Source organism: Methylocella sp., from assembly GCA_037200525.1.
Lineage (GTDB): Bacteria > Pseudomonadota > Alphaproteobacteria > Rhizobiales > Beijerinckiaceae > Methylocapsa.
The window spans coordinates 3,104,760-3,128,838 of record JBBCGG010000001.1 but is presented as its reverse complement, the minus strand read 5'-3'; the positions used below and the strand labels follow the sequence as shown (position 1 = coordinate 3,128,838).

Genomic DNA, 24,079 nt, shown 5'->3' with positions numbered 1-24,079 from the left:
CTCCTTGCCTTTGTTTCGGCCCCTGCGTCAATTTCGCATGGCCATGCTGCACCAATAATCATCTTATTTAATTTGCCGCGATGCACAAAGTGACTATGATCTAGGCATGAACACGCCTGATAAAAGTTTGGGCGGCACATATCGAGGCGCCAATCTCAAAGTCGGCGGCATTTGCTTGAGCGGCCGCGCTTTCCTCGCTCCCATGTCCGGGGTCACCGATCTTGGCATGCGCCGGCTGGCGCAGCGTTTTGGCGCGTCGCTCGTCGTGACAGAAATGGTCGCCGCCGATAGTTATGCGCGGGGCGATGCCGCCAATCGGCTGCGGGCTGAAGGCGCCGGCGTCGATCCGCATGTGGTGCAGATCGCGGGATGCGATCCGACCGCGATGGCGGAGGCCGCCGTTATGGCCGAAGAAAGCGGCGCCGCGATGATTGACATCAACATGGGCTGTCCAGCCAAAAAGGTCACGACCGGCTATGCGGGGTCGCATCTGATGCGAGACCTCGCTCTCGCGGTCGATTTGATTCGCGCGACGGTTCGGGCGGTGCGAATTCCCGTTACGCTCAAAATGAGGCTTGGCTGGGATGACGCATCGCGGAATGCGGCCGAGCTTGGCGCTATGGCGGAAGCCGAGGGCGTGGCGATGCTAACCGTCCATGGCCGCACGCGGTGCCAATTCTACGCAGGCAAGGCCGACTGGGCGGCCATCGGCGAAGTCAAGCGGGCCGTATCCATCCCTGTTGTCGCAAATGGCGATTGCGCGAGCCTTGCCGATGCAGCCAAGATGCTGGCAGATTCCGGGGCCGACGCCGTCATGGTCGGACGTTCGGCGATGGGGAGGCCCTGGTTTGTCGGGGACATCGCCCACTACCTTTCGCAGGGAGAGGTCCGCGCAAAACCTCCGCTGTCCGTGCGCAGGGATGCGGCGCTGGAGCATTACGACAGCCTGCTCGAAACATTCGGCGAAGAGCAGGGTCTGCGCCATGCGCGCAAGCATTTGGCGGCTTACGCCCAATGGTCCGGCGCTCACGATCCAACGTCGCTAAGGCGCCGCCTCGTCACAGCGGAGCGCGCGAGCGCAGTCAAGTCGATGCTGGCTGAAGTCTTCGAGTCTTCGTTGCAAGAGGAGGCGGCATGAGAACGTCGCCTTGGGCTTCTCGGGGCAAAGATGATGCCCCCCGAGTGGATGCGGCTAAGCTTCTCGACGCTCTTCCGCATCCGGTCATCGCCGTCCTGCCGGATGGGTCGATCGGCGACGCCAATGTCGCGGCGGAAGCGTTTTTCGGAACGAGCCGCGCGTCCTTATGGCAGCAGAAGCTGAGCCAGCTTCTCGCAGCCGGGTCTCCGCTGTTCGATCTCATCGAACAGGTCAAAGCCAGCGGCGCCGCGATCAGCGGTTATCGCGTCGATCTTGGGCTCGCCAAGGCCGTACCTGATCGGCTGGTGGATATTTCGGTGACGCCGTTGCCAGATCCCCGGGAGGGGGTCGTCGTCATGTTGAAAGAGCGCGCGCTGACCGACAAGATGGACCGCCAGCTCACTCACCGCGGCGGCGCGCGCTCCGTCGCCGCAATGGCCTCCATGCTTGCGCATGAAATCAAGAATCCATTGTCCGGCATAAGGGGCGCCGCACAATTGCTTGAGGCCGACGCCGATGATTCAGATCGCGCGCTGACCCGGCTTATCTGCGAGGAGACCGACCGGATTGTAAAACTCGTCGACCGGATGAGCGCCTTTTCCGATGGCCGACCGATCGAACGGGAAAGCGTCAATATTCACGCCGTCATAGACCACGTGAAGAAAGTATCGCAGGCTGGATTTGCGCGTCATATCCGGTTTCACGAAAACTACGATCCCTCGCTTCCGCCGGTGCTCGGCAACAGGGACCAACTCGTGCAAATGTTCCTCAATCTCGTCAAGAACGCCGCCGAGGCGATCGGCGAGGATAGGAACGATGGCGACATCGAATTGTCGACTGCGTTTCGGCCTGGCGTGCGGCTGCAGATTCCTGGCGTCAAGGCCCCGGTCAGTCTGCCTCTGGAATTTTGCGTTCGCGATAATGGTTCCGGCGTCACGGACGAAGTAATGCCCTACCTCTTTGATCCATTCATTACAACTAAAGCAACCGGAAGTGGCCTTGGACTTGCATTGGTCGCCAAGATCATTGGCGATCACGGCGGCACTATTGAATGCGAATCCCTACCGCGCCGCACCACGTTCCGGGTTCTTTTGCCAATGGCGCCCCGTAACGCTCAAGGGTCGGAGCGCGACTGAAGCAAAAGATCGTGGGCGGGACAGGTGAGCGCGCCGACCAGCATTGGCGCCAGCGCTCTTGGCCTGAAGGAGATGCTTTGTAATGGCTAGCGGAAATATTCTCATTGCTGATGATGACACAGCCATTCGCACTGTGCTCAGTCAGGCCTTGTCACGCGCAGGATATGACGTGCGAGCCACCGGGACTGCGGCGACTCTCTGGCGCTGGGTTCAATCGGGCGACGGCGATCTCGTCATTACGGATGTCGTGATGCCGGACGAAAACGCCTTCGAGCTTTTGCCGAAGATGAAAAGGTTGCGGCCGGATTTGCCGATAATCGTCATGAGCGCCCAGAACACGTTCATGACGGCGATCAAAGCCTCCGAGCGCGGCGCTTATGATTACCTGCCAAAGCCTTTCGATCTCAGGGAGCTGGTTTCGATCGTCGGACGCGCCATGAGCGAACCGAAGAACCGCGTCAAGGTGGAGCGCGATGAAGAGCTGGAGGGGATGCCTCTCGTCGGGCGCTCGCCCGCGATGCAAGAGATCTATCGGGCTTTGGCGCGGCTGATGCAAACCGATCTGACGGTGATGATCACCGGAGAGTCCGGCACCGGAAAGGAGCTTGTGGCGCGCGCTCTGCATGATTACGGCAAGCGCAAGAAAGGTCCTTTCGTCGCCATTAACATGGCCGCGATTCCGCGCGATCTCATCGAAAGCGAGTTGTTCGGGCACGAGAAAGGCGCCTTTACCGGAGCCAATCAGCGCTCGGCCGGACGTTTCGAACAGGCGGAGGGGGGCACGCTCTTCCTCGATGAAATCGGCGACATGCCCATGGAGGCGCAGACCCGGCTCCTGCGCGTGCTCCAGCAAGGCGAATACACGACGGTCGGCGGACGGATGCCGATCAAGACCAATGTCCGCATCATCGCTGCTACGAACAAGGATCTTTTGGCCTTGATCCAGCAGGGCTTGTTTCGCGAAGATCTGTTCTTCCGCTTGAACGTCGTGCCTTTGCGCTTGCCGCCTTTGCGTGAGCGCACCGAGGACATCGGCGATCTCGCGCAGCATTTTTTCGCCCTCGCCGCCAGCGAGGGCCTGCCGCTGAAACGCATCGAGCCGGATGCGCTCGACCGGTTGAAACGCTATCGCTGGCCAGGAAATATCCGGGAGCTGGAAAATCTCACGCGAAGACTCGCCGCGCTGTATCCGCAGGAGGCGGTTACCGTTCAGCTCGTCGATACGGAACTTCCAGTTGATGCGCCTGCACTGGCGTCCGGCTTTTCTCCGGTCGCGACCAACGCCGTCAGACCGCAAGAGCCCGAGCGGGCGATCACCTTAGCCGGCGCCATGGAGCGGCATCTTACTGAACTATTCCGGGGACACGGCGACAACCTGCCGCCTCCCGGCCTCTACCATCGCATTTTGCGCGAGTTGGAATATCCGTTGATTTCGGCGGCGCTTGCAGCGACGAGAGGCAATCAGATCAAAGCCGCCGAGCTTTTGGGGCTGAACCGGAATACTCTGCGCAAAAAAGTTCGCGATCTCGACATCAGGCTGATGCGCTCGCCGCGATAGGATTCGCGCAGGGGCCGCGTCTGATTTCATCGTTTGACTCGCGCCGATAAACGCGAGCGTCGCCGCCTCCAGATGGCGGCGACGAGCTTTTGGCCGTGGAAATGTCGCAATCATGCAACACCGTGGCAGAAAGGCAACTAGATTCGCTCATCTATTAAGCGCTAGCGCCCCGTTATTTATAATGTGACGGATCATGAGCGAAAAACAGAGAGAGAAAAATACAATTGGCGCTTCGAATGGCGAGCGTCGATTCACGATTCGCTTCGGCCCCGCCGTCGTCATCCTGGTGCTGCTTGTAGCCCTCGGCAGTTTTCTCGTTTTCGCCGGCTTTACGCCGATTATGGCGACTGACGCCGTTCTGCTTGGGCTTTTTATCGCCAATGTTCTCGGCATTTTTCTGGTCTTCTGCTTCGTGCTCGGCGAAGCCTATGCGTTGTATAAGGCAAGGCGCGCCGGCGTCGCCGCGTCGCAGCTTCATATCCAGATCGTCGGACTTTTCTCCATCATCGCTGCCGCTCCCGCTCTTCTCATGGCTTGGGTCGGCTCAGTTGCGCTGGAACGCAGTCTCAATCCATCCTTTATGCAGGACGGGCGGGGCTTCGTTCAAAACACGGTCGACGCCGCGCGCCTGTTCCGCGAAGCGCAATGCAAATCGCTGCTTCAGGAAGCAAGGCTCACGGCGTCCGATCTCGATCGCGCCAAGCTTATGTTCGAAGTCGATCGGCCCCTGTTCCGCGATTTTTTTACCTCGCGAGCGCGTTTTCTTGGCTTCACTGCAGCGGCGCTGCTGAAGTCCGACGGCTCGCTTCTCGAGAAAATCGATACCGGCTCGGCAATCGGCAATATAATCGCGCGGCCGGAAGCCAGCGATTTCGAAGACGCCCGGAAAAACGAACCTTTGTGCCTGATCCTCGATGAGGGACGAACCTTCGTCGCTTTGCGCGCGCTGACCTCTTTCCAGGACACTTTCCTTTACGTCGCACGGCCGGTCGATCCTTTCACGGTTGAGTTTCCCCGCCAGGCCGCAAAGCTTGTCGCGCTCTACGACGGCTTCGACGCCCACCGGCGCGTCATTCAAATCGTTTTCGCGACCATGTTCATTTTAATCGCCGTGATCATGCTTTTGTCGGCGACTTGGCTTGGTCTTTCCTTCGCTAACCGTCTCGTCGCGCCGATCCGGCGCCTCATCGCGGCGAGCGATCAAGTGTCGTCCGGCAACCTCCATGCGCAAGTCGTGGTGCACAAATCGGAAGGCGACCTTGCTCATCTTGGCGAAACCTTCAACAAAATGACCTCCGAGCTGCGCCTTCAGCAAAACCGGCTGATTGCGGCGAGCAGCCTCATCGACGAGCGGCGTTTATTCACCGAGGCGGTTCTCTCTGGCGTTCCGGTGGCTGTCGTCGGCGTTGGACCCAAAGGCGAAATCACCGTGCTCAATCCCTCGGCGGAACGGCTGATACCGCCAGCCGGGGAGGGGGCGACCGGCATCGTCGGCCAAGCGTTCGACGCCGTGCTGCCGGAAATCAAGAGGCTATTTGCGGAAGCGAGCGCGGGTCAAACCCGCATGCACCAGGGTCAAGTCTCGCTATCGCGCGGCGGCCTCGAGCGTCTGTTCAACGTCAGCATCACCAGCGCGCCGACGGGCCGCGCCGATAAGAGCTATATCGTCACCTTGGATGACATCACCGATCTCGTCACGGCGCAGCGGACGGCGGCCTGGGCCGACGTCGCCCGGCGCATCGCGCATGAAATCAGAAATCCGTTGACGCCGATCCAGCTCTCGGCTGAACGGCTGAAACGCAAATATGGGCGCCTCATCACCCAGGACCGCGATATTTTCGATCAATGCACCGATACAATCGTCCGGCAGGTCGATGACATCAAACGCATGGTGGACGAGTTCTCCGCTTTCGCGCGGATGCCCAATCCGCGCGTCGAAAGCGACGACCTCGGCGAATGCGTGCGGCGCGTTCTTTTCCTGATGCGCGTCGCACATCCGGATATCTTGTTTGAAGATCATTTGCCTGATCAGCCGGTGCTTGGACGATTCGATCGCAGATTGCTCTCTCAAGCCTTGACGAACATCGTCAAGAACGCGACTGAAGGCATCGAGGCGCAGGCTAGCGAATCGAGCTTCGAGGGTCATATTTCAGTGACCCTTTCGGTGGTCGGCGATTCCGCCATCATTGACGTTATCGACAATGGCAAAGGTTTTCCGAAGGACAACAGGCAAAGGTTGCTAGAACCCTATATGACGACTCGATCGGAAGGGACCGGGCTCGGGCTTCCGATCGTCGCCAAGATCCTGGCCGATCACGGCGGCGGCCTCGAACTACGCGACGCTCCGCATGGACGCGGCGCATGGGTTCGGTTGTTTTTCCCTTGGAGCGATGAAGCGCAGCGCTTTCAGGACGCTTCAGAACAAGCCGCCGACGCGGCCGCAACACAAGGATCGTGAGGGAACTCATGGCGAGCGATATCCTGATCGTCGACGATGAAGCGGACATTCGCGACATCGTGTCTGGAATCCTGTCGGACGAGGGTCATGGCGCCCGGACCGCCAAGAATTCCGACGACGCTCTCGCCGCAATCGAGGCGCGGCGCCCAAGTTTGATCTTTCTCGATATTTGGCTGCAGGGTTCGCGGCTCGACGGCCTGCAGCTGTTGCGCATCATCAAGGAGCAGAATCCGATGCTCCCGGTGGTGATGATCTCGGGCCACGGCAATATCGAGACGGCGGTCTCGGCGATCAAACTCGGCGCCTATGATTTCATCGAGAAACCATTCAAGGCCGATCGCCTTGTGCTCGTCGCGGAGCGGGCGCTCGAAGCTTCTCGCCTCAAACGCGAGGTCAGCGATCTCCGCGCCCGCGCCGGAGCGGCGAACGGGATCGTAGGCAAGTCGCCCGCGATCAATCAATTGCGTCTGGTGATCGAACGCGTCGGCCCGGCCAATTCACGAGTGCTCATCACCGGTTCGCCGGGTTCTGGAAAAGAGCTTGCGGCGCGCTCGATTCATGAAGCGTCCACGCGCGCAAGCGGTCCATTCATCGTCCTCAACGCGGCGACGATCGCGCCTGAAACGATGGAGATGGAGCTCTTCGGCATCGAAGGCAAACCAGGAGCCAGCCGCAAGGTTGGCGCGCTCGAGGAAGCGCACAATGGCACGCTTTATCTCGACGAGATCGCGGACATGCCGAAGGAGACGCAGGGCAAAATTCTGCGCGTGCTCGTCGAGCAGAATTTTCAACGCGTCGGCGGCGTCACCCGCGTCCACGTCGATGTCCGCATCATTTCGTCCAGCGCTCGCGACATCGCCGCGCTGATCGCCGATGGATCGTTTCGCGAGGATCTGTTCCATCGTCTCGCCGTCGTGCCGGTGCGCGTTCCTTCGCTCTCGGAGAGGCGGGAGGATATTTCGGAACTGATCTCTTTCTTCATGGATCAGGTCTCGATGACGACCGGAATGCCTCGCCGCGTGATCGCCGATGACGCAATGGCGGTGCTGCAATCGCATGACTGGCCGGGCAATATCAGACAGCTGCGCAATAATGTGGAGCGGCTGATGATTCTGGCGGCGGGCGATCCAGAGGCGGCCGTCACGGCGGACATGCTGCCGGCGGAGATCGGCGCGCTGGTTCCATCGACGCCGACCGGCGCAGGCGGTGAAAAGCTGATGAGTCTTCCTCTGCGCGACGCGCGCGAAGTTTTCGAGCGGGAATATCTCGTCGCCCAGATCAATCGCTTCGGCGGCAATATTTCGCGCACCGCCGAATTCATCGGCATGGAGCGCTCCGCCTTGCACCGCAAGCTGAAGTCGCTTCGGGTGGACTGAATAGCGTTTTCGCTCATCCGCAATGAATCATAAAATCGAGCGTTGCTTAAACGGCTAGGATGCCTGGTTGACTCTTGCGCTTCGGGGCCAAAAACTGCTCTAGGAATACGGTCAAGCTAACTCTAAAGAGCAGCCGCCGTCTGAAGCCGAAAGAGAAGGCTTGCCACTTGCCAATCAACCATCCTGCGTGATGCAGCGCGTCTCCCGCTACGCGCTCTTCTGCGCGTTTTTCAAAATAGGGATTTGCGGCTTTGGCGGAGTGACGGGTTGGGTGCGCCCGATCCTCGTTGATGAGCGCGGCTGGCTTGATGACCGCGAATTAGCCGAATTTCTCGGCGCCTCCAGCGTTCTGCCGGGCGCGAACACGGTCAATTTGGCTGTCATGTTCGGCGATCGCCACCAGGGCGTTGTCGGGGCTGCGATCGCGGTCGTTGGCCTCCTCGTCGGACCGCTGACCGTCCTCATCGGAATTGCCTCCCTTTATGATCGCTTCGCGACGCTTCCCGAGGTGAAGAGCGCGCTTATCGGCGCCGCGTCGACGACGGCCGGGCTAGTGATCGGCAACGCCTATAAAATGGTCCGCGCTATTCGCGCCGATGGTCTCGCGCTCCTCGTTGCGGGGCTGACTTTCGCGTCCAGCGCGGTTTTCCATTTTTCGTTGCTCACCACTCTGGCAATCCTCGTTCCGACAAGTCTCGTTCTCTTCACCCTGTCCGCGCGGCGCTGATGCGATCGGCGCTGGAACAGCTCGCAGCGACGTTTTCGCTACTCTCGCTGGGGGCGGTCGGCGGCGCGAACGCGACATTGCCGGAGATGCACCGTCAGATCGTCGATAATCTGCATTTGATGGATGATGCGACTTTCGCCAATCTCGTCGCGCTCGCGCAAACTGCGCCTGGTCCAAATGTTATTGTGATGAGCATGATGGGCTGGCATATCGCTGGCCTCGCCGGGCTTGGCGTTGCAACCGCGGCGATGGTTTTGCCATCCTCCTTCATCGCGCTCGCCGCCGAGCGCATCTTGCGGCGTTTTTCCGCCAGTCAAGCGACCTCCGTTTTGAAGAAGGCCTTGGCCCCAATCGCGGTCGGCCTCATGGGCGCCGGCGGTCTCGTGCTAGCGCGCGCCGCAGATAGCGGCGGCTTGACGATCGCGCTCACAGGCGGCATGACCCTTATCGTCGGTTTGACCAGAACGAACCCTTTGTACGGCATTGCGATGGGCGCGATCATCGGGGCGGCGTGCAGCCGCCTCGGCCTTTCCCTTTGAACCTCTCGGAGCGCAGATGGGCAGAATTGCGTATGTAAACGGGAGATACGTCGCGAGCCGGGACGCCATGGTCCATATCGAAGATCGCGGCTACCAACTCGCCGACGGCGTTTATGAGGTTTGTGAAGTTTTTGGCGGCGCCTTGATTGACGAGGAGCGCCATTTGTTGCGGCTCGCTCGCTCGCTCGATGAATTGCGCATAAAGGCGCCGGTGGGGCGGGGCGCGCTCAAAGTCGTCCTGCGCGAAGTCATGGCCAGGAACAAGGTTTCCAATGGATATATTTATGTCCAAGCAACGCGCGGCGTCGCCCCGCGGGATCATGTTTTTCCTCAGCCGCCGGTGCGCTCGAGCCTCATTGTCACGGCGCGGCAAATCGATCCGGAAAAGGGCGAGGCGGCCGCCCGCGTAGGCGTCAGCGTCATATCGATGCCTGATCTGCGCTGGAAGCGCGTTGACATCAAGTCTATTTCGCTTCTTCCGAATGTATTGGCGCGTCAGTCCGCGAGGGAGCGCGGGGCCTATGAAGCTTGGCTGATCGACGATGACGGCATGGTCAACGAAGGCGCGGCCTCCAACGCCTGGATCATCGATCAATATGGGGCGATCATCACCCGCCAGGTCGATCACTCCATCTTGCGCGGCGTCACTCGAACAACGCTTATCGATATTATCGCCGCGCAAGGTCTCCGGTTCGAGGAACGCAAATTCAGTCTGGAGGAAGCGTATCGCGCGCAGGAAGCCTTCATCACCGGGGCAACCACCCTCGTCATGCCGGTGATCGCCATCGACGGGCGCAAAATCGGCGACGGGGCGCCCGGCCCGCTGGCGCGAAAATTGCGCTCCATATTCCACGGCGGAGCAGCGCGATCGAGCTAGGCTCAGGACTCATTGATTGAGATAGAAGAGGACGGCGGCTGCGATGCAGATGGCGGAGAAGAAGGTGTGGGCGCATCGATCATAGCGGGTTGCGATGCGCCGCCAGTCCTTGAGCTTGGCGAACATGTTCTCGATTTTGTGACGCTGGCGGTAGAGCGTCTTGTCATAGGCAATGGGAAGCTTGCGGCTTCTGGTTGGCGGGATGCAGGGCTCGACGCCCCTGGCCTTCAGCGCGGCGCGGAACCAGTTGCTGTCGTAGCCCCTGTCGGCGATCAACATTGAAGCGGGCGGTAAAGCCTTGAGCATCAGCCGCGCGCCCTTGTGGTCGCTCATCTGGCCCTCCGAGAGCAACATGACGAGGGGCTTGCCGGCGCCGTCGCAAACGACGTGGAGCTTCGAGTTCAGTCCGCCTTTCGTGCGCCCGATACGGCGGGGAAGAGCCCCTTTTTGAGCAGGCTCGCCGCTGTGCGATGCGCCTTCAGATGCGTGGCGTCGATCATGATGCGCTCGGGCTTTGGACCTTCGCCAGCGAGCGCGGCGAATATGCGGTCGAAGACGCCGAGCCGGCTCCAGCGGATGAAGCGATTGTAAAGCGTCTTGTGCGGCCCGTAATCCTTGGGCGCATCTTTCCATTGCAGGCCGTTGCGGATCACATAGACGATTCCGCTGACCACCCGACGGTCGTCAACCCGCGGAACGCCATGCGACAGAGGAAAATGCGGCGCAAGCCGCGCCATCTGCCGCTCGCCCAACAAAAACAAATCACTCATCCCAGCCTCCCCATGCGGAGACCAGGAATCACATCTCAGGCAAATTTAATAGGTCCTGAGCCTAGTGCGCAAACGATCCGTTGCAAACCGGGCCAGCAATGGGTCTAATATCGACGGCCAACGGAAAAAGGGGCCGGCGCATCGATAGCGCCCCTTTGGCTACAACTTGAACGAAACAGCGCTTAAGCGCGTCAAACATTTGGGTCGCGCCGGCCGGGCGCCAAGAACATAATAGGATTTTAAGATGGCAGCGGAACGGCCACAAAACCTCCAGGACACTTTTCTCAATTTTGTCCGTAAAAATAAAGTTCCACTCACGATCTTTTTGGTCAATGGAGTGAAGCTACAGGGCGTCGTTACTTGGTTTGACAATTTTTGCGTCTTGCTTCGCCGCGACGGTCACTCGCAACTTGTCTATAAGCATGCGATTTCAACAATCATGCCCGGACAACCAATTCAGATGTTCGAAACCGGGGATGAAGGGGGAACGCCTACGGCGTGAAGTCTTTTCGACGAACGTTAGCGTACCCATATTGACTGTGGGCGGTTTCGATCGCCGAAGCCGCCCGGAAATCACATAGGAGATCGCCATCGAAGGTGTAGCCAACGGTGCAAATGCTCACTCGGAGCGCACGCGCGCGCTTGTCATAGGTCCGTACCTCAATGAGAGAGCGAGTAGGGCCAGCCAGAGATCTTCCCCCGGCCCTCAGGGGAAACGGTCGCAAGAGGCGCGCTTTGCCGAAGCCAATGGCTTGGCCGATGCTATTGATCTCGACATTGTGGCTGGGATAATCGTCAATCTTGCTGCAGTACGTCCAGCGACCTATCTCGGCAAAGGCAAAGTCGAGGAAATCGCCGACCTTATCAGCGCCAATGAAATCCAACTCGTCTTCATGGATTGCGCCTTAACGCCGGGGCAGCAGCGTAACCTCGAAAAAGCATTTTCGGTCAAAGTCATCGATCGCACCGGACTTATTCTCGAGATTTTCGGGCGAAGGGCCCGAACGCGTGAAGGCGCGCTCCAGGTTGAGTTGGCCCATCTCGCTTATCAGAAGGCGCGGCTGGTGCGCTCCTGGACCCACCTTGAGCGCCAGCGTGGTGGTTTCGGCTTCCTCGGCGGTCCCGGCGAAACTCAAATCGAGAGCGACCGGCGGTTGCTCCAGGAGCGCATGACGAAGATCGAGCTAGAGCTCGAAGGCGTGAAGCGCATGCGCGGCCTGCATCGCAAGAGCCGCAGCGCCGTGCCTTATCCAATTGTTGCGCTGGTCGGCTACACCAACGCGGGTAAATCCACGCTATTCAACCGACTAACGCAAGCTGACGTCCTGGCCGAGGATATGCTTTTCGCGACGCTCGATCCGACATTGCGCAAGGTTTCCCTTGCTCATGGCGGGGAGATCATTCTGTCGGACACAGTCGGTTTTATCTCCGATCTTCCGACGACGTTGGTCTCGGCCTTCCGCGCAACCTTGGAGGAGGTGCTCGAAGCTGACGTCATTTTGCATGTCCGCGATATTGCGCACGAAGATGCCGAGGCCCAGCTTGCCGACGTTGAGACCATCCTCAACGACCTCGGCGTCGATCCGGCGAACGACAACCGCCTGGTGGAAGTTTGGAACAAAGCGGACCTTCTCGGCGAGGAGGCTCTTGCGGAGGCGCAAAACAGCGCAAAGCGCAGGGCGACGAATGCGAAACCGATCATCGTTTCGGCGCTGACGGGGCAGGGTTGCGATGAACTGCGGACGATGATTGAGGCGCGCCTTGCGGTCGGCCGAATCACATTCGACATCGCTCTGAAGCCAGAAGACGGCCAAGGCCTCCACTGGCTCTATGAGAATACCGAGGTCATGCGCAAAGGCGCCGCTGCGGATGGCTCTCTGCATATGCGGGTCCGGGTTGCGCCGGAACGAGTTGAACCTTTGCGGCGGAAATTTTTCACGCCTGCAAGCGATCCCGCAGCTGAATAAATTCGCCCAATGGCGGAGTCGCAACTGATGTTAAAAGACAGCTATACGACGCAAGCAATTGAAATTGCATCTAGTTTTCTTCCGTCTTCATTTGACTTGAGCTGGCGGCCTCACGGCTTGCCTTAAATTTTCCTCTGCCTTGGCTTCGTTCCAAAGCGCGTCCATATCATCCAATGTCGCGCCCCCCGCAGGGACGCCCTGGCGCACAAGGGATTGTTCTATGAAGCCAAACCGTCGCTCGAACTTGGCGTTGGAGCGGCGAATGGCCGATTCGGGGTCAATTTGCGCGTGCCGGGCTAGATTGGCGACCGCAAACAACAGATCGCCGATTTCGTCTTCGAGAGCATCCTGAACCGCGTCTAGCTCGCCGAGGTCGAGCGCGGCTTCTATCTCGGCGGTTTCTTCGCGAATCTTATCCAAGACCAGACGGATATCGTTCCAGTCGAAACCGACGCTTGAGGCCTTGGTTTGTAGTTTGATCGCGCGCGTCAAACCGGGCAGGGCCAGTGGAACATCCTCGAGAATGCCGCTGTGCGAAGTCTCGCCGGCCGCCTGCGACGCGGCCCGCTTCGCTGATTTTTCTTCGGATTTGATCCGCGCCCAGATCGCCTGGACTTCGTCGGCGCTGAGCCCCTTGGCGTCGCCGAATACGTGTGGGTGGCGGCGGATCATCTTTTGCGTAATTGCCTCGACGACGCCGTCGAAATCGAAATCGCCTTTTTCTTCGGCGATTCGCGCGTGAAAGACGACCTGAAGCAGCAAATCGCCCAACTCGTCGCGCAAGTCCTGCATGTCGCGCCGCTCAATGGCGTCGGCGACCTCATAGGCTTCTTCGATCGTATAGGGAATGATCGTCTCAAAAGTCTGAGCGATATCCCAGCTGCAGCCGGTCTCCGGCGAACGAAGCGCCGCCATAATGTCTAAGAGGCTTTGGATATTGCGAGGCGATGACATGAAGGCCGCATTTGAACATGGAGCGCAGGGATCAACGTCCGGAAAGCACACATGAAAAGAGCATGAACGGTTCAAACGAAACGATCATGCTCAAGATCAAGTGAGATATATGGTGACCAGCGCGATCTCGCTCACTCGAGCGAAATCGACAAGGCCTCGCGCCCTTTTGGCGTATCGACGACGCGCATGCTCACCGGCTGTCCTTCAGCCAAGTTCTGCACGCCCGATGGCCCAAGGATCGAAATATGGACGAAGACGTCTTTGCCGCCGTCATTCGACTGGACGAAGCCAAAACCTTTGTTGTCGTCGAACCATTTCACCGTCCCGGTGATTGAAACGGCCGTTGACGGATCCGGAGCGCGACGGGCAGGCCGCGGCGAATCGCCGAACGCTCGCGGCTGCGGAGCTCTTTCAACCGCCCCAGCGGTGTCGACTTCGAGAACGCGCGTTACCTGCGCGCCCTTCATGCCGTTGCTCACATTAACCTTCAATTTCGCGCCCGGAGGCACCGTCTCGTAGCCGGCGGCCTGGAGCGCGCCTATATGCAAGAATGCATCGCCGCTTCCATTGCTCAGTTCGACGAAGCCGAAGCCCTTATCGCCTTTGAACCATTTAACTACGGCGTCAACGCTGGGGCCACTGGTCGGGGGCGGTAAATCAGGCGCGACGCCGCCAGGCCCGCCAAAACTTGAACGGGGAGTCCGGCTCTGCCGCGGCGGCTCGTAAGGAGAGGGCCCATCATCGTCAAAGCCACGCTTTTTTGGTCCCCGGAAATCTCTACCTTTGCTCATGATGTGCCTGCTCGTCTCCGCCTACAACCGCCGCCAATTCATCTAGTTCACGCCGCCAACCGACCCACGCCAAAAGGCCAGCAACCCGCGGGCGCCAGCCAACCGTCTCACCAATCGTATCCATTGTGAATGCCTAAGCCCCGCGTGCTAAAAAACATATCAATAGTTGAAGTCCTTGGCTACCTTAATTAGCCAAGTTTCACGCTCTTCTCGCGGAAAAACGCCGCAAGAAAACGCCCTGACGCGGTACAAAATGAGGACGGAAACAAAAAGGAAGCTTTGCTTCCAGATCGATGATTCGCATAATCAATATTATGGAACCATAACCAGTAGGCGAGGCGGCCGCTGGAAGTTAGAACGAAAACAACATTGTAGGTTTAGCCAGCGCTATCGAGCGAGCCTTTTGCATCGCCCGTGGTCTCGAAGCGATGCGGCGCGACGGAAACTCAAGCGTTGATGCGCATGCCATCGAAAGCCGGCTTGACGTTGGCCGGAAGCTCCGCTTTCAGGCGTTCAAAATCAAGATCGGTATGGAGATTGGTGAGAATTGCGCTCTTTGGCTGTAATTTGGCGATCCAGGCCAGGGTTTCGGGCAACGAAAAATGACTTGGGTGCGGTGTGTAGCGCAAGGCCCCGGTGATCCACAGATCGAGACCCTCTAGGCAATCAAGCGCCTCGGCGGGTATGGCGTTGAGATCGGGCGAATAGGCGATATTTCCGAAGCGAAACCCGAGCGCGTCGATTTCGCCATGCTTCAGCCGGAACGGCAGAGCTTCGATGACGCCGCCCGGACCTTCGATGCGCACGGCGACGCCAGCGCTGAGGCGGCGTTCGTTCAATAAAGCCGGATATTGGCTGTCGGCCGGAGTTGCGAAAAGATAGCTGAAGCTGGTGCGCACGACTGCAGCGGTCGCTTCGTCCATATAAAAATCGATTTTGCGCCGAGCCATGATGACAAGAGGCCGCACGTCGTCGATCCCGTGGGTATGGTCGGCGTGCGGGTGGGTAAGCAAAATTCCATCGAGGCGCTTGACGTCCTCCGCCAGCAATTGTTCGCGAAGATCGGGCGACGTATCGATCAGCACCTGCGTTTTGCCGCCCCCGGCTCCGGTTTGCTCGACAAGGATTGAACAGCGTCGCCTGCGGTTCTTGGGGTTGCTCGGGTCGCACGCGCCCCAGCCTTGCCCGACCCGCGGAACCCCGCCGGAGGATCCGCAGCCCAAAATCGTGATTGAAAGGCTCATGCAGCCTCGGCGTCAGATTGAGGCGGCGGCATTTTGTCGAAGAGACGCAACGCATTGGCGCTCGTTTGCGCGGCGAGGCCCTCGATCGAAAGGCCTTTCACCTCCGCCAGAGTTTTGGCCGTGGCGGCGACAAAGGCCGGTTCATTGCGTTTGCCCCGATGCGGGACCGGCGCCAGAAACGGAGCGTCGGTTTCGATCAGAAGCCGATCCAGCGGAACGATGCGGGCGATATCCCGCAAAGCTTCGGATTTCTTGAACGTTACAATGCCGGAAAATGAAATCGAGAGACCGAGCGCCAGGCCGGTCTCGGCGAGGGACAGAGACGAGGTGAAGCAATGAAGGATCGCCTTGAAAGGCCCCTTCCCCATCTCGTCCGTCAAAATGGCCGCCATGTCCGCGTCGGCCTCGCGCGCATGGATGACCAGCGGCAGACCGGTCTGGCGGGCAGCGGCGATATGAGTGCGAAAGACCTGTTCAGCGAGATCGCGCGGAGCATTGTCGTAGTGGTAGTCGAGCCCCGCCTCGCCGATTCCAACGCATTTTGGATGCTGCGCCAGCAGCAGCAATTGATCGAGGCTTGCTTCGGGACCCTCGTGGACATGATCGGGATGGTCGCCGACGGTGCAGAACACCTCCGGGTAAGCCTCCGCGAGAGCGCTGATTGAAGCGAATTTATCGACCCGTGTCGAAATGGTGATCATGCGCCGAACGCCGGCGCCGCGGGCGCGCTCCACCACTGCGTCGCGCTCAGCTGAAAAATCCGGAAAATCGAGATGGCAGTGACTGTCAATCAACATGGGCTTAAGCTGTATATCGGCTCGAAGATATCAATTCGCCAGCGTCTCCGCAGGCTCAATATAACGCGGAAAGATCGGCTGCGGCTCCGGCAATGAGACGCCGGGCGTCAGTCCCTCGACAACCTCGGCCGCCGCAAAATCGCGGGCCGTGGCCGCAACGCTCAACAAGTCGAGAAGCTTCGCCATTGAGGCCGGCATGAAAGGCTGGGCCATGATCGCGACTATGCGCAAAGTCTCGGTGGTCACATAGAGGATCGTCTCCATGCGCGCCGGATCCGTTTTGCGCTTGATCCAGGGTTCTTCACCGGCGAAATAGCGGTTGGTTTCCGCCACGACGCGCCAGATTTCAGTCAAAACCAGATGCAAGGCGTAATCCCGCATAGCCGCGCGGGCTTTGCCCGGAAGCGCCGCCGCTTGCGCCAGAATTGCCCGGTCGGCGTCGGTCAGGCTCCCAGGAAGAGGCGCCTTACCGCCGCAGTTCTTCGCCAACATAGACAAAGAGCGCTGAGCCAAATTGCCCAGATCATTGGCGAGATCAGCATTGATGCGATTGACGATCGCCTCATGCGAATAATTGCCGTCCTGCCCAAAAGGCACTTCGCGCAGCAGGAAATAGCGGAACGGATCGACGCCGTAATGCTCGGCGAGCACGAAAGGATCGATCACATTGCCGACCGACTTCGACATTTTCTCGCCGCGATTAAACAGAAAGCCATGCACGACGATTTGCTTGGGCGTCGCGAGGCCGGCCGACATTAGGAACGCCGGCCAATAGGTCGCGTGAAATCGCGTGATGTCCTTGCCGATCACATGCGCGTCGGCTGGCCAAAAATGGCTCCGCGCCGCCGTCGGATCAGGAAAGCCGGTCCCAGTGATGTAATTCGTTAGGGCGTCGACCCAGACATACATCACATGGCGCGGGTCGCCCGGAACCCCGATGCCCCAGTCAAAAGTTGAACGGCTGATCGAAAGGTCGTTTAAGCCCCGCTCGACGAAGGCGACAATTTCATTGCGATATTTCTCGGGGGTAATGAACTCGGGCTGGTCGCGATACAGCGCGAGCAGGCGGTCCTGGTACGCCGAGAGCCTAAAATAATAGCTTTCCTCCTCGATCCACTCGACCGGAGCGCCGGTCGGCGCGAGCCGCGCCCCGTTGGCGCCTTCGATTAATTCCGACTCGTCGAAAAAGGCTTCGTCCCGGACGGAATACCACCCAGGATATTTCGACAGATATATATCGCCGGCCGCCTCCATGCGCTTCCACATCTCTTGCGCTGCGGCGTGGTGGCGCGGCTCAGTCGTCCGGACGATATCATCAGCTGGAGCGTTGAGAGCCGCCCCCATCGCGGCGAATTGCGCCGCCGTGCGATCCGCCAATTGCTGTGGCGTTATGCCCTCCCGCGCGGCGGTCTGCTGCATTTTTTGACCATGTTCGTCCATGCCGGTGACGAACAGGACGTCATAACCGTCGAGCCGCTTGAACCTCGCGATCGCATCGGTCGCGATTCGCTCATAAGCGTGCCCGATATGCGGCGCGCCGTTCGCGTAGGGAATTGCGGTCGTTATATAAAAATACGGACGGGCGGACATGGATTTGCAATCTCAAAGTTCGCGGTCGGCGCGGCAAAACAAGGTTTCAGGTTGAGGAGGCCCGGGCGGCCGCGGCCAAATCGGCGAAAAGGGAGAGGACGAAAGGGCGTTTGTCGAGATTAAGAGCTTCGATCTGGCGCGCCGCCTCAGTCACTTTTTCCCATACCTCGGCGTAGGGCGCAAGCCGCCGGGCGCCGCCACCCTCCCCGTTGCGCACCCTCGCCTCGAGCCAGTCGAAAACAGAGTCCATCATCGCATCATAGTCATTGCCGCCGTCGCGCGGAGAGACCCGCTCGGCCAAGGAATGGACCGCGCGCCAGTCGATGCGCGGCAAATCTTCGAGCATTCGCCGCAAATGCGCGTCGAACTCGACGCCGCGTCCGTTGAGAAGCCGCAGCACGTCATGCATGGAGCCTTGCGAACGATTGATCGCCGCCGCCAGCTCCGCATCTCGAGCGGAAGACCAGGGCGGCCCGAGCGCGGCCACTGTTCGCGCCATGTCCGCAGCAGCGAGCGGTTTTAGACCGATAACGCGGCAGCGTGAACGAATCGTCGCAAGCACCCGGCCCGGCCGATGCGCAATGATCAGAAAAACCGAACGCGGCGGCGGCTCCTCGATGAGCTTCAAAAGCGCATTGGCGCCGGACAGATTGAGATCCTCGGCGCTATCGACGATGCAAACCCGGTAGCCGCCGCGTCCCGCCGACTGTTGGAACATGTGAATCGCGCGACGCACGTCATCGACGCGGATCTCGGTGAAATGCTTTTTGGTTTTCTCGTTCCACGCCCGCCGCAGCAGAAAAAGATCAGGGTGCGCCAAAGAGCTGAGTTGCCGCGCGGCCGGATGATCATGCGGCACAGAAAGATCTATCGCGTCTGGCGCGCCGGCGGGATCAGGGTGCGCGAGGAGAAACCGCGCAAGCCGCCATGCCAAGGTGGCCTTGCCTATGCCTGTGAGGCCGCCAATGAGGAACGCCTGCGGCAAATGACGCGAGCGATAGGCGGCAAGAAGCTCGTTTTCAGCTTCGGCATGACCAAACAACGCAAAAGTTTCGCGAGGATGCGGGGTCTCCTCGAAGCGGTCCGCCTCAGGGGGCGCGTCGCCCGATGCAGCCGGAGACGTTCTATCCGCCATGCGCTAAGTCCAAGGCTTGTGAGTCGAGAAGACGACGAGAAATCACCTCCCAAAGCGCCTCAGCGACCTCCGCCTCCCCCCGGCTCGCGTCGATCACGGCGCAGCGCTCGGCGTCGGACGCCGCGATCGCAAGGAAGGCGGCGCGAAGGGTTTGGTGGAATTGAAGATTTTCGCTTTCGAAGCGGTCGATCGCCTCTCCCGGCTTGCGCCGCCGCGCAGCGCGCAAAAGCCCCTCCTCGACCGGCAGGTCGAGAATAAGGGTCAAGTCTGGACGCAGGTCTCCTAAGGTCACTCTCTCAAGCGCACGCAAAAAGCGCGGATCGATTTGTCCAAGGCCGCCTTGATAGGCGCGCGTCGAATCGGCGAATCGGTCGGAGATGACCCATTTTCCCGCCGCCAAAGCGGGCTCGATCGTCTTGTCGATGTGATCAGTCCTCGCCGCCGCGAAAAGGATCGCTTCCGCCACGGGGCCAAGCGGCTTGACGACGCCGGACAGAAGCACGTTGCGGAGGATTTCGGCGCCCTCCGAACCGCCCGGCTCGCGAGTTGCGACGACCTCAATTCCCGCCTTCCGCAAGTTTTGTGAAAGATGGCTGATCTGGGTCGATTTGCCAGCGCCCTCCCCGCCCTCGAGGGTGATCAACATGCCCCGCGACCGCGGCGCATTATTCGGCGCCGGTTTCTCGTTCATTGCTTGGCGATATATTTATTCGAGACATATTTTCGAAACAGGTCGCCAGCATATTCAAGCCCGGCGTCCATTGCGCGGCGCGGCAAAGAGCCAACCTCCACCGCCGCCGCCGTCTTCAGAGGCAGGTCAAGCACTTCGGTCGCTCCGCGCGAAATTTTGAGATGGCCAACTTGCACGTTCGCCGCAACAGGGGCCATCAAAGGACCATCATACACTATGCGTCCGGTGAATTTTTCACCTCCCGCGCGCGGAGTGAGAATTTTGATCTCTCCATCTGCGACAAGCGGCACATCGGAGCTCTCGCCGCCATAGACTTTGGCGTAGCCGATTGTCTCCCCCGGACCGAAAATCATCTTGGTGTCGAAAGACCGAAATCCCCAAAGCAGCAGCTTCCGAGCTTCCTCGCTGCGTTCTTTGGCGCTCGCCGCGCCGTAAAGTGCAAGGATCAAACGTTGGCCGTTCTCCACGGCGGAGCCGACCAGACCATAGCCGCTGGCATCAATATTGCCTGTTTTCAGCCCGTCCGCGCCAATGTCCATGGTCAATAGCGGGTTGCGATTTGTCTGTTTGATTTTGTTCCAGGTGAATTCCTTCTCGCCGAAATATTTGTAAAAATCGGGGTAGGTCTGGATGATGTGATTGGCGAGAGCGGTCATCTCGCGCGGACTGACCTTTTGCTCGGGATCGTCCTTGCCCCATGAGTTGGTGAAGACGGAGCGCGTCAATCCGAGTTCGCGCCCGCGTTTCATCATCAGCGTAGCAAAAGCCCCCTCAGAACCCGCGACTCCCTCGGCGAGCGCAATGGCTGCGTCATTGCCGGAATCGATGACAAGACCACGGATCAAATCCTCCACCCTGACGCGGCTATTGACCACGGCGAACATGCTCGATGATCGCGCCGGGGCGCCGCCGACCCGCCAGGCGTTCTCGCTGACCAGGAAGAGATCATCGAGCTTCAACCTGCCTTCCGTGAGTTCATGAAACACCACTTCAGCGGTCATTGTCTTGACGGTCGAAGCCGGGATCACGAGGGCGTCGGCGTCCTTCTCGAACAGGACGCTTCGGGTATCTGCATCAATCAGAATGGCGTGGGGGGCGCTCGTCTGGATTGTCTGCGCGGCGGCGACAGTGAACCCGCCCGCCAAGCCCGCTAGGCCTGCGGCGAGCGCGACGAATGAGACAAGTCGCGGCAACCGGAATATCTGGAACTGGGCGAACAAGCTGGTCCTTTCCGCACGGCCACCCGCCGAACCGCCGCGCCGCCGATCAACCGAGCAGTCATGCAGTCGCCCGTGGGCGCGTGACCCGATCAGCAGAGTGTGGCCGTTCGAGACGCGGCGATCAAGGCCAACCGTTGGCCTTGAGCGGAATTTGGCTTAACTCCGCAATTCCTGGATGATGCTTTAGTTATTGGCCTGCCGGGTTGCGACGCGCACGCGGCCGGCTGGAGCCATCCCAAGATCAAACGGACGCGCCGGAGGGAGCGGCGCGACGCCCGCGAACGAGCGGCCTACGGCATTCCGCGCCGGAGGCTCGGGAATGCTTGCGGTTTCGCTTTCATCCACCTGCGCGACGCGGGCTATTTGGACAGGCTCAGCCGAGGCCGTGCGGAATGGTTCTCGCTCGGCGACCATAGTCGGGGGGCCGCCATCGCGGCCATCAAGTCTCGCCGGCCCATCGAGGCGCAAGGTGGCCAGCAATTTGGCGTCGTCCGAACCATCGATGCTGGCCGCTCCGATATATTCAACTTTGACCTTGGCTGTGCCGGTGCGCCGGAAGTCAAGCGCTTCGGCGGTTTTGCGCGATACGTCCATTATGCGGTTAGCTGCGAAAGGACCGCGATCGTTGACGCGCACGATCATCGAATAATTATTGCGCAGATTGGTGACGCGCGCGTAGCTCGGCAACGGCATGGTCGGGTGCGCGGCGGTGATGCCCTCGCGATCATAGACCTCGCCATTGGCTGTGCGCCGGCCATGGAAGGCGTCGCCATACCACGAGGCAAGGCCAGTCGCGGCATACTGCTTTTCGCTCGGATAATAAGTATGTCCCGCGACCGAATAGGGTTTGCCGACCATATAGGCGCCGCCGCCGCGCGGCACTGTTTCGCCATCGGCGACGACGCGCTCACTTGCTGCGCCGTAGATCGATGAGGGGAAATATTCCTTGGAATGGGCGACGCGCTGCAAAGGCGGCTGCTGCGCGCATCCCCCGAGAGTTAAAGCCGCGCCTCCGATAAGTCCGGCGACGAAGAGGCTGCGGGGCGCAAATGACGTCAGAGAGAACCACCAAAAAGCAGCAAAACGGCGCGGTAAAAAACACAGAAGCCGTTTCGCTAGCATACGTATGTCCTGTCTGCGTCCAACTCCGACCCCTGACGGGCCGTAGCCAAGATTGGCCAGGGATCCGAAACCAATTTCGCATCCCTCTCTTGCGGAAGGCTTAATGGCCACGGCGATGCTTAGCAATATGCACGAGCCGCCGGAGAAGCCGACTGGATTCTTGCGCAACCCGCGCCCTTCAAGCGATGCTATGGCTTGAAAAATCGACAAAAAGCATATGTAAACCAAACAGTTGTATATTTATGCAACAGCCAGACGAAATCGACGCCGGAATGGTGGCCGACCCTCTTGCGCAATGGAACGAAAACGTTCGTATGGTAAATAGCCGGGTTTGTTCGAGGCTTGCGCCGGGAGCTTAGGTCACAGAAAATCCAATATCCGTGCGCCGAGAGCTTCGGAATCTTTAGTCTCGCATTCCCAGACGATCATGACGCCCCAACCAGCCGCGGCGAGCGCCGCCTGCGTCTTGGCGTCGCGCGCCTTATTGCCCGCGATTTTTGAGCTCCAGTAATCAGCGTTCGCCTTCGGCATGCGGCTGCCCCGCTTGCAATCATGCCCATGCCAAAAGCACCCATGGACGAAAATCACTTTACGCCGTCCAACGAAGACGAGGTCGGGACTTCCGGGAAGCGCCTTGCGATGCAACCGAAAGCGAAAGCCCAGCCGATGCGCGAGCGAGCGGACGATCATTTCCGGCCGCGTGTTCGTCGATTTGACCGAGCGCATAATGGCGCTGCGCAGCCGGTTAGGCGCGTTGCATGAGGGCTCCAAGGCCCCTCCTCTCATGCGGCGACCACTGTCGCCGCGTCGTGATGCGCAAGGATTGGCTCAAGCAAATGTTCAGCAAGGTGCCGAACGACCGGAACGACGACGCCATCCCCCGTCAGATGATAGGCCTCGTTATAGTTTTGCGGCAGTAGATATGCATCGGGCAAGCCCATGAGCCGAGCAGTTTCGCGCGCGGAAATCAGGCGCGATTTCACGCTTAGCCCATCCACGATCAGGATCAGCTGGCGACTGGATCCGCCCGCAGGGGTGCGCAAGCATCCCGAAAGCCCATCAAACCGCACCTCCGCGCGTTGCAGCCGGACGCCCAGAGCGCCGGTGCGCGTGCGTCTGTAGACGCAGCCCGCGATGCGGCGCCCGGCACGTCTTGCTCGCTCGACCTTCAGAAGATTGTTTTCGCTCATCATCGCAAGCAAGCCCTGCGTTTCAGCCTGCGTTCGCCAGGCGACAAGCGAATCATCCTCCAGCAAATCGGCCAGAACGACTCGGCGCGATTCTGGCGGCGGCAGCGTCCACCAGACCCACGACTCTTGGATGTGCGAAGGCAATGACGCGTAGGCGTTTCGCAACGCGGGGGGATGCCAGATCGAGGCGGCGCCGCTTTCCAGATCCAACTGCGTCTCTGGCGGAGTTTCCCATCCGCTCCGAACGCCGACGACGAACAGGCGCGGGCGCGATTGCGGCAGGAAGTGAACGGCGTCGACGATCATCGCCCCGAAGCGATAGCCGCCGTTGTGCAAATGAGCGCAAAGGGCGGCGAAGTCGCTGCCGCCATGCGAGGTTAATGCGCCATTGACGTTTTCGAGCACGATAAGATCAGGCGCTCGACTTTGGCCGATCAAACCCTCGATCAATGCCCAAAAAGGGTAAAATGTCCCGCTTCGCGCGCCCTTAAGGCCGGCCCCCGCCCCCGCCAAGGACAGATCCTGGCAGGGAAAGGATGCCCAGGCCAGGTTGGCTCGCTGCTTTGGAAGATCCGACAGTTGCAGCGCCGCGACGTCGCCGGTCTTCAGTTCGCCGCCAACCCAATTCAGCCGGTAAGCGGCGCTTTTTCGGGCGTCGAAATCATTGGCGAATAGACAGGTCCAGCCCAGCCCAAGGCCCGCTCGCGCCATGCCGCCCCCCGCAAAGAATTCGTAGAATCCGCGCACTTTGGTCTCCGGGCCGTTCGACCTCTTTTGAGGTGGGCAAACCAGCAGGGTT

Annotated in this window: 22 protein-coding genes and 1 pseudogene; 10 read left to right on the top strand and 13 right to left on the bottom strand. The window is 59.8% G+C overall.

Annotated features, from left to right (window positions below; translation table 11 throughout):
* The first annotated feature begins 106 nt into the window (after window positions 1–106).
* From dusB to WDN46_15360, 8 genes are all read left to right on the top strand, one after another.
* Window positions 107–1,138 carry a tRNA dihydrouridine synthase DusB gene (dusB, locus tag WDN46_15395; protein ID MEJ0094750.1) on the top strand — a complete coding sequence of 344 codons (1,032 nt, stop codon included), beginning with the start codon at window positions 107–109 and terminating at the stop codon, window positions 1,136–1,138.
* On the top strand, window positions 1,135–2,274 hold the full coding sequence (locus tag WDN46_15390; GenBank protein MEJ0094749.1) for an ATP-binding protein: 1,140 nt from the start codon (window positions 1,135–1,137) through the stop codon (window positions 2,272–2,274). The genes dusB and WDN46_15390 overlap by 4 nt, the downstream gene beginning before the upstream one ends.
* A gap of 82 nt (window positions 2,275–2,356) precedes the next feature.
* Window positions 2,357–3,832 (top strand): nitrogen regulation protein NR(I), encoded by a 1,476-nt coding sequence (gene ntrC / locus WDN46_15385; protein MEJ0094748.1) that lies wholly within the window; start codon window positions 2,357–2,359, stop codon window positions 3,830–3,832.
* 193 nt (window positions 3,833–4,025) lie between these two features.
* Window positions 4,026–6,290 carry a PAS domain-containing sensor histidine kinase gene (locus WDN46_15380; GenBank protein MEJ0094747.1) on the top strand — a complete coding sequence of 755 codons (2,265 nt, stop codon included), beginning with the start codon at window positions 4,026–4,028 and terminating at the stop codon, window positions 6,288–6,290.
* A gap of 8 nt (window positions 6,291–6,298) precedes the next feature.
* Window positions 6,299–7,666: a sigma-54 dependent transcriptional regulator gene (locus WDN46_15375; protein ID MEJ0094746.1), complete on the top strand. Its 1,368-nt coding sequence runs from the start codon at window positions 6,299–6,301 to the stop codon at window positions 7,664–7,666.
* A 160-nt stretch (window positions 7,667–7,826) separates the two neighbouring features.
* Entirely contained in the window at window positions 7,827–8,393 is a 567-nt protein-coding gene (locus tag WDN46_15370) for a chromate transporter (GenBank protein MEJ0094745.1), read from the top strand.
* Window positions 8,393–8,932, top strand: coding sequence for a chromate transporter (locus WDN46_15365; protein ID MEJ0094744.1), 540 nt, complete (start codon window positions 8,393–8,395; stop codon window positions 8,930–8,932). Before WDN46_15370 ends, WDN46_15365 begins: the two co-directional genes overlap by 1 nt.
* A gap of 16 nt (window positions 8,933–8,948) precedes the next feature.
* Window positions 8,949–9,809, top strand: coding sequence for a D-amino-acid transaminase (locus tag WDN46_15360; protein ID MEJ0094743.1), 861 nt, complete (start codon window positions 8,949–8,951; stop codon window positions 9,807–9,809).
* Window positions 9,810–9,818: 9 nt separating this feature from the next.
* Here WDN46_15360 and WDN46_15355 read toward each other — a convergent pair whose 3' ends face one another.
* Together WDN46_15355 and WDN46_15350 are read right to left on the bottom strand one after the other, a co-directional pair.
* Window positions 9,819–10,442, bottom strand: a complete 624-nt coding sequence (locus tag WDN46_15355) for an IS5 family transposase (GenBank protein ID MEJ0094742.1) — start codon at window positions 10,440–10,442, stop codon at window positions 9,819–9,821.
* A pseudogene (locus WDN46_15350) lies at window positions 10,409–10,546 on the bottom strand (transposase). Before WDN46_15350 ends, WDN46_15355 begins: the two are co-directional and overlap by 34 nt.
* Window positions 10,547–10,823: 277 nt before the next feature.
* Here WDN46_15350 and hfq point away from each other — a divergent pair.
* Together hfq and hflX are read left to right on the top strand one after the other, a co-directional pair.
* Window positions 10,824–11,081, top strand: coding sequence for an RNA chaperone Hfq (hfq, locus tag WDN46_15345; protein MEJ0094741.1), 258 nt, complete (start codon window positions 10,824–10,826; stop codon window positions 11,079–11,081).
* A gap of 82 nt (window positions 11,082–11,163) precedes the next feature.
* Complete coding sequence (gene hflX, locus WDN46_15340; protein MEJ0094740.1) at window positions 11,164–12,546, top strand: GTPase HflX; 1,383 nt, start codon at window positions 11,164–11,166, stop codon at window positions 12,544–12,546.
* Between the two features lie 87 nt (window positions 12,547–12,633).
* On the opposite strand, the gene mazG is transcribed toward hflX, so the two are convergent.
* From mazG to dcm, 11 genes are all read right to left on the bottom strand, one after another.
* Window positions 12,634–13,500: a nucleoside triphosphate pyrophosphohydrolase gene (mazG, locus tag WDN46_15335; protein ID MEJ0094739.1), complete on the bottom strand. Its 867-nt coding sequence runs from the start codon at window positions 13,498–13,500 to the stop codon at window positions 12,634–12,636.
* Window positions 13,501–13,631: 131 nt separating this feature from the next.
* Window positions 13,632–14,291: a cold shock domain-containing protein gene (locus WDN46_15330; protein MEJ0094738.1), complete on the bottom strand. Its 660-nt coding sequence runs from the start codon at window positions 14,289–14,291 to the stop codon at window positions 13,632–13,634.
* 446 nt (window positions 14,292–14,737) lie between these two features.
* Window positions 14,738–15,535, bottom strand: a complete 798-nt coding sequence (locus tag WDN46_15325) for an MBL fold metallo-hydrolase (protein ID MEJ0094737.1) — start codon at window positions 15,533–15,535, stop codon at window positions 14,738–14,740.
* Complete coding sequence (locus tag WDN46_15320; protein MEJ0094736.1) at window positions 15,532–16,332, bottom strand: TatD family hydrolase; 801 nt, start codon at window positions 16,330–16,332, stop codon at window positions 15,532–15,534. Before WDN46_15320 ends, WDN46_15325 begins: the two co-directional genes overlap by 4 nt.
* 30 nt (window positions 16,333–16,362) lie before the next feature.
* Complete coding sequence (gene metG, locus WDN46_15315) at window positions 16,363–17,922, bottom strand: methionine--tRNA ligase (GenBank protein ID MEJ0094735.1); 1,560 nt, start codon at window positions 17,920–17,922, stop codon at window positions 16,363–16,365.
* Between the two features lie 46 nt (window positions 17,923–17,968).
* Window positions 17,969–19,057, bottom strand: coding sequence for a DNA polymerase III subunit delta' (locus WDN46_15310; GenBank protein ID MEJ0094734.1), 1,089 nt, complete (start codon window positions 19,055–19,057; stop codon window positions 17,969–17,971).
* Complete coding sequence (gene tmk / locus WDN46_15305) at window positions 19,047–19,748, bottom strand: dTMP kinase (protein MEJ0094733.1); 702 nt, start codon at window positions 19,746–19,748, stop codon at window positions 19,047–19,049. Before tmk ends, WDN46_15310 begins: the two co-directional genes overlap by 11 nt.
* The gene (locus WDN46_15300) at window positions 19,745–20,893 is read right to left on the bottom strand and encodes a D-alanyl-D-alanine carboxypeptidase family protein (protein ID MEJ0094732.1); all 1,149 of its coding nucleotides are present in this window, start codon (window positions 20,891–20,893) and stop codon (window positions 19,745–19,747) included. The genes tmk and WDN46_15300 overlap by 4 nt, the downstream gene beginning before the upstream one ends.
* 258 nt (window positions 20,894–21,151) lie before the next feature.
* Window positions 21,152–22,090 (bottom strand): septal ring lytic transglycosylase RlpA family protein, encoded by a 939-nt coding sequence (locus WDN46_15295; GenBank protein MEJ0094731.1) that lies wholly within the window; start codon window positions 22,088–22,090, stop codon window positions 21,152–21,154.
* Between the two features lie 360 nt (window positions 22,091–22,450).
* A complete protein-coding gene (locus WDN46_15290) occupies window positions 22,451–22,861 on the bottom strand; it encodes a very short patch repair endonuclease (protein ID MEJ0094730.1) in 411 nt (136 codons plus the stop codon).
* 11 nt (window positions 22,862–22,872) lie between these two features.
* The gene (dcm, locus tag WDN46_15285; GenBank protein ID MEJ0094729.1) at window positions 22,873–24,027 is read right to left on the bottom strand and encodes a DNA (cytosine-5-)-methyltransferase; all 1,155 of its coding nucleotides are present in this window, start codon (window positions 24,025–24,027) and stop codon (window positions 22,873–22,875) included.
* Window positions 24,028–24,079: the final 52 nt, after the last annotated feature.